We start from the raw sequence: 5,910 nt of genomic DNA, 5'->3' as shown, positions 1-5,910 counted from the left end.
ACCGGTCCGAAAGATCAAAGAAACCCATCTGCGCCATCGTCTTACCCCCATTCCGGTTTGCCACCCCGATCATACCGCAGCGCCGGGTTCAGGGCAATTTTTAGAGGTGCCCTGAAGGCTGACTGCAGGCCGGGAAGACGCTCGAGGAGCTCGATCCATGGCCTGACACTGCTGGTATTAAGACAGCTTAACCGGCAGCCCGGTCGAGTACTTCTTCGGCCCACTGGTTCAGGCTCTTGCCCGACAGTTCGGCAGCAAGCGCGGCCTTGCGGTGAACTTCGGGGCTAACCCGGAACATGACCTGCCCCGAATAGGTTTTCTGGGGCTCCTTGCCAATCGTTGAGCAAGTCTCGATGTAGTCCTCGACCGCTTCATTAAAGGCTTCGCGCAAACCGTCCACGGTATCGGCATGAAAGCCCACACCGTCGCGGATACCGGCGATCCGCCCCGTGAAAATCCCGTCATCATCGTCATATTCGATCCGGGCAGCATAGCCCTTGTAAGTCATGGTGTTTGTCATGGTCCAACCCCGATCCGTTCCAGAAAATCACGGGCATCACGCACCTGGTACCGCTTGGCTTCTTTGGCAGGATGCGGACGGTGAAACGTCGCAACCTCGCCATCTTTCTCGAACCGCACCCGTGATCCACGCCCTTCGATTAGCCGCACCCCCGCGGCCAACAGCAAGCTTTCGACTGCCGCCCATTCGATGGTGCCGGACACCGGATCAGTAAAGATGGCGGCAAGGGTCTTGCGGTGCTTACTATTCATCGCGGCAAAATAGCGATTGCTATCACAAATTGCAAGCATAGGGCGCACTGCGCATACCAGTCAAATCGTTAACATCCACCGAACGCTGCTCCCTTCGGCTATCGGTACAATGAAACGTGATGTCTCAGGGTCGCGAGAGAGATTTGACTTGTCACAATAGCGGCCATTCAGATTTTTGTTTCCACCGATCAGGTACGACCTCAGAATGTAACTTCACGCGGGGCGTCAACCGATGCCGCGGAATGCACAACACCCTCTTTGATGCGCCGGATTGTTACAGCCATATCCGAATCATGCACTGTGGCGGCTCCCTGAGCAACGTCGAGAATTGTGCTTGCCAGCCGCCCCCACCTTTGGTTAACTTTTATCATCAAGTTTTTAAATTATTATAAAATATATGCGACAGCGCTTCTTCCTCGCCCTCATCTGTCTGCCACTCGCTGTATTTGCGGTGCCGACGATCATGTTTGCACAGAACGAAGCGATGGAGGATGCAGGAGAGGTCCCGTCCTCTGAAAAGGCCGCGTCGTTCCGTCGTGTGATTGCGCTGCTGGAAGAAGAGATCGCATTGCTGGAGGCCGATCTCGCTGAATTGGCGGCAGCACGTGACGTCGATGCGGAAGCTTTGGAACAAGCCCGCCGAGAAGCTGATGCGCTACAAACACGGGTCTTGGAACTGCGGCAGGCCGAGGCGGCAGCCATTTCGCGTCTGGCCAATCTGCAGGACCAGCAGGAGCAAGTGAAGACAGAGATCGAGGCCGCAGGCACCACGGCTCCGGATATCGAGACACTTGACGGCGCACAGGCGGAACTGACCGCGCTACAGGCAAACCGCGATGTGCAAGCGGCAGAGGTCGCTGAATTGCGGGAGGAGCGACAATCACTTCAGGACGAAGTCGAAGCCTTGCGCACCGAGCATGAACAGAAATTGGCGGCGCAACAGGCCGAGCGGGCGGCTCTGGCCGAGGATCTGTCCGCAAGCCGCGCGGCACTGGAAAAGGCCGATACGGCCCGAGAGGCCGCAGAAGGGCGCCTTGGCGAGGCGCGGGCGCAAATTTCAGCGGCAAGTGAAGAACTTGAGGAATTGGCCGAGGCGGAGACCGCTCAGCAAGACGCTATCGACGCTCTGTCGGCCGAAAGGGCGGCAGCGCAAGAGGCGTTGGATGGCCTGAAGGCTGATGAGGCCGAGCTGTTGAAGCAGATCGAAGAGCGCGGCGGCGAGCTTTCGGCGCGTGAACAGGAACTCGACCGGGCAACGGCACGGCTGGACGAGATTCGGGCAGAAAGCGAGGCTGCGCAATCGGAACTGGCAGATCTGACGTCCCGCCGAGATGCGGCGCATAGCGCGCTTGCCGAGGCGCAGCAGTCGCTGGATGTCGTGAGCACTGAAATCAGTAACGCTGAGGCGGAGCGCGATGCGCTGTCTGACGAACTGGCCGGCCTTCAGACGGCTATTGCCGAAGGGGAATCGGCCGCAGCCAAGGCGTCGCGCAACTATGCGGAACTCGCCGAATCGCAGGCCGATCTCGATACGCTTCGCGCCGAGATCGAGGCGGAGACCGAGCGCTTGGGCGGTGTGCGCGAAGAGCGCGTAGACCTGGACCAGCAGACATCGACCCTGCGCACCGAACTTTCGGCACTGGAAGACAGCGTGGATGTGATCCGCGCAGAGCGGCAAGCCGCGCTGACAAATCTTCAGGAGGAACTGGCCAAGGCGGTTGCCGCATTGACCGAAGCCAGTGCCGAAGAGGCCGCACGGCGCAACGTGATGGCAGAGCTTGTGTCAGAGACCGATGAGTTGACCGCACAGATAGCCCGTGCGCGCGCCGACCTGTCGGATCTGGATGGCCGCCGAACGGATCTTACCACTGAGGTGGAACGGCTGGAACAGGACCGTGCCGCGCGCGCGGAGGAACTGGCGGCGCTACAAGAGCAGATCGATGAGGCGGGCGCCGAGCTTGTCGCCGAACCGGAGCCCGCCGCGATACCGGTGCCAGTCGGTGAGCAAGACCAGCGGAGTCCCGCGATGGTCGCGGCAGCGCTGCAATCCGCACCTGGCCTGCCGCCCCGCGGTTCGTCCGAAATGCGGCGGCTGACCAAGCTGTTGACCGATGGTTCCTGTCCGACCGATGCGCTGCGCGATACCTTCGGTACAATCAATCGCCAGACGCTGGTCGCGCTGGTCAGGGTGCTTGGGACGTGTTGAGCGTCTACGCAATCAAAGGGAAGCGTGAGATGAGTGCATTGAGGACCGCTGTGATCGGGGCTTGGCTGGCCGTTCTGGGAATTTCCGGGCTTACCGCGCCCCTGTCCGCACAGGAGGTTGAGCGCAACATCCTGACCGGTGGGCCGACGGGAACCTACATTCAGTTCGGCCGCAATATCGCCGATGCTGCGGACAATTGCGGCATATCGCTGAAAGTACGCGAAAGCGCCGGATCGTTGGAGAATTTTCTTGGGGTGCGCCTGCGCCCGCATACCCAGTTCGGGATCGTGCAATCAGATGTGCTGGAATACCTCAACACCTTCGCCGCCGAGGACTCGGAACTTGCCCGCGCCGTCGCCGGCGTGCGGATCGCGTTCCCGCTCTACAACGAAGAGGTGCATGTGCTTGCGCGCCGCGACATTGGTTCGCTGCAGGACCTGACCGGTCAGCGGGTTGCGATCGGGGTGGAAGACAGCGGAACCTTTCTGACCGCCTCGCTCGTCCTCGATCTGGCGGAGGTGGATCTGGGCGAGCGCGTATTGCAGAATGCCGATGAGTCGCTGCGCCTGCTTCTGGAGGGTGAGATCGATGCCTTTTTCTATATTGCCGGGGCGCCGACCACGATCTTCCAGTCGGATGACATCGACCCGGAAGAGTTTCACCTGCTGCCGATCACCGACCCGACGTTGCAGGCGGTCTATCTCCCCACTTCGATCCCAGCGGGTACCTATCCGTTCCAGCCCGATCCGGTTGATGTGGTCGCGGTGAAGGCGGTGCTGATGACCTATGAGTACAATCCCCGCCGCAACGCCTATCACCGCGAAAGCTGTCAAGCCGTGTCGGATATTGCCCATGTGATCGGCACCCGGTTTCCCGAGTTGCAGGAGAACGGTCATCCGAAATGGCAGCAGGTCGATCTCTCCGACCTGCCGCCCGGATGGGATGTGGGCAGCTGCGTCAATGCCGGGCTGAGCCCGAATTACGAGCTGCAATGTGAGGGCAACGATACGTTGCCTGCCCCCGAAACGGCCGAGAGCGAGGCAAACCGGGCCTATCGTCAACAGATCTGCGCCGCCGTGGGCTGCTGACTGAGACTTATTGATTTGGCGCGTCGACGGCTGTCTTAGCCTTGGCGGTGTTGATCAGGTGCCAATCAGACGCCCCGATCCGCGCATCATCGGGGCCAAGGGACACAACACGCCACAACCGGGCCGTTGGAGGGGCGTCCAGCCGCGCTGCTGAAAGATCGAACGGTCCGTATTGCCGCGGTTCTGCGTCGGGGGCGTGGGCAAGTTCGATCAGATAGCGATTCGCAGCGTCGCCGGGCGCTTCCCAGACGAATTCTGCAACCCGGTCAACGCCAACTATGCCCATCAGTGGACGAGGCGCGTGGGCTGGGGTGTCGCCAGTCGCGTTGGTCGTTTCCGGCAGGTTCTGCAAGGCCCGGCGGGCGCTTCGCTGCGTCTCCGAGGCCAATGCATACCAGGCAGCCGCGAGCTCGATATTGCGCGGCACGCCATCGCCGACCTCGAAATGCTGGCCGAGGTAGTATGCGGCGCGCGTATCTCCGCGAAGCGCAGCGCGGGCGAAGCCGATGGCGGCAGTCAGCGGATCCTGTTCGCCGATTGCCAGCGCCTGTTTCTGTAGCGTCGTGGCATCGGTGCCGTGCAAGTGTGCCGGAGTCGGAAGAGCCGGGCCGATATCGACAGGGGCCGCCACATTAGTAGCCGTTGGCCGGTTTAAATGGGAGGGAAGCACTGTGAGTGCGAGGCCGGCGATAATGACGCTGACGGCGAGAAACGCCAGAGCAATTCGTCGGGTACGGGACTTGTCTGCCGGGATGGGCGCTGAGCCGATAACGTGCGGGGGCTCCGGCAGGGCCGGTGCTGTCGCGGGTGCAGATCGCAGTGTCGCCAGGTCGGCGGCTTTTGCCAAGGGCCGACGCGGGCCGACAGTGGCAGGTGCCAAGTTTACAGGCGGCGTCCGCGTGATCGCGCCTACCGGCATTGGCGCTACCGCAGAGGCGGGTTGGTCAGGACTGATGTGCAAGTGATCGAGCATGCCATTCTGCCGGGCGTCATGCAGTGCACGGTCCACGAATGCCAAGTCGATCTTGCGTTCGTCCGCGTTGAAGGCTGACATGAGCATTAGTTCGCACAGCAAGTTGACCACGCGCGGCACACCAGCCGCAGTCTGCGCGATGCGCTTCAAGGCGGCGTCATCGAATACCGTGGTCTGGCAACCCGACACCGTCATGCGGTGGTAGACGTAGCCGATCACGTCTTCAGGCGACATCGGGCCAATCCTTAACGGGGCCAGGTCGTCGACTGTTCCCGGGTCATGCGTCGTGCGAAAGCGGCGGCCAAGCTGCGGTTGACCGGCTATGACCAGCCGCAGTGACGCGCCCGGTTGCGCCGAAAGCCTGGTCAGATCGGTCAGGGCCCCGATGTCTTCGTCAGAGACGTTCTGCGCCTCGTCCACGATCAGCAGGCAGTAACCGCCGTCGTTATGCCGGGCAACGAGATGGGCCTCGAAGCTCGCGCCGAACTTCTCCTCTGGTCCCGCAGGCCGCAGATCGAAGGCGCTGTGAAGCCAATGATCCAGCCCGCCCATTCCGCTGGAATAGTTGGAGATCATGCCGATTTGAATGTCCTTCGGCAGGGAGGTGGTAAAATGGCGCAGCAGCGTGGTTTTCCCTGTGCCGGGCTCACCGAGAATAATGGCCACGGGCTTTTCACCATGCGCCACCCGGTTCAGCAGGTCAAAAGCACGGTGGTGATCGGCTGTCCAGAACAGGAATGAAGGGTCGGGAGTGATTCGGAACGGGAATTCTCTGAGGCCGAAATAATAAAGATACATGGGCACCTCTAAAAATTGCCCTGAACCCGGCGCTACGGTATGATCGGGGTGGCAAACCGGAATGGGGGTAAGAC

At 61.1% G+C, this 5,910-nt stretch carries 5 protein-coding genes; 2 read left to right on the top strand and 3 right to left on the bottom strand.

Going from position 1 to position 5,910, the window contains the following annotated elements; all coding sequences use genetic code 11:
- Window positions 1-187: 187 nt before the first annotated feature.
- Together ACROSR_RS19920 and ACROSR_RS19915 are read right to left on the bottom strand one after the other, a co-directional pair.
- The gene (locus ACROSR_RS19920) at window positions 188-520 is read right to left on the bottom strand and encodes a type II toxin-antitoxin system HicB family antitoxin (protein WP_432687633.1); all 333 of its coding nucleotides are present in this window, start codon (window positions 518-520) and stop codon (window positions 188-190) included.
- Complete coding sequence (locus ACROSR_RS19915) at window positions 517-771, bottom strand: type II toxin-antitoxin system HicA family toxin (protein ID WP_432687632.1); 255 nt, start codon at window positions 769-771, stop codon at window positions 517-519. Before ACROSR_RS19915 ends, ACROSR_RS19920 begins: the two co-directional genes overlap by 4 nt.
- Window positions 772-1,168: 397 nt before the next feature.
- Between ACROSR_RS19915 and ACROSR_RS19910 the strand changes: the two genes are divergently transcribed.
- A complete protein-coding gene (locus ACROSR_RS19910) occupies window positions 1,169-2,977 on the top strand; it encodes a coiled-coil domain-containing protein (protein ID WP_432687631.1) in 1,809 nt (602 codons plus the stop codon).
- A 29-nt stretch (window positions 2,978-3,006) separates the two neighbouring features.
- On the top strand, window positions 3,007-4,065 hold the full coding sequence (locus ACROSR_RS19905; protein ID WP_432687630.1) for a TAXI family TRAP transporter solute-binding subunit: 1,059 nt from the start codon (window positions 3,007-3,009) through the stop codon (window positions 4,063-4,065).
- A gap of 7 nt (window positions 4,066-4,072) precedes the next feature.
- Here the strand turns inward: ACROSR_RS19905 and ACROSR_RS19900 are convergent.
- Window positions 4,073-5,910, bottom strand: a 1,838-nt coding sequence (locus ACROSR_RS19900; protein WP_432687629.1) for an AAA family ATPase, incomplete at its 5' end; no start/stop codon positions are given.

The sequence above is a fragment of the Roseovarius tibetensis genome, from assembly GCF_050896375.1.
Taxonomy (GTDB): Bacteria; Pseudomonadota; Alphaproteobacteria; order Rhodobacterales; family Rhodobacteraceae; genus Roseovarius; species Roseovarius tibetensis.
Note: the sequence above shows the minus strand (reverse complement) of the source record. Positions and strands in the feature narration are given on the sequence as shown.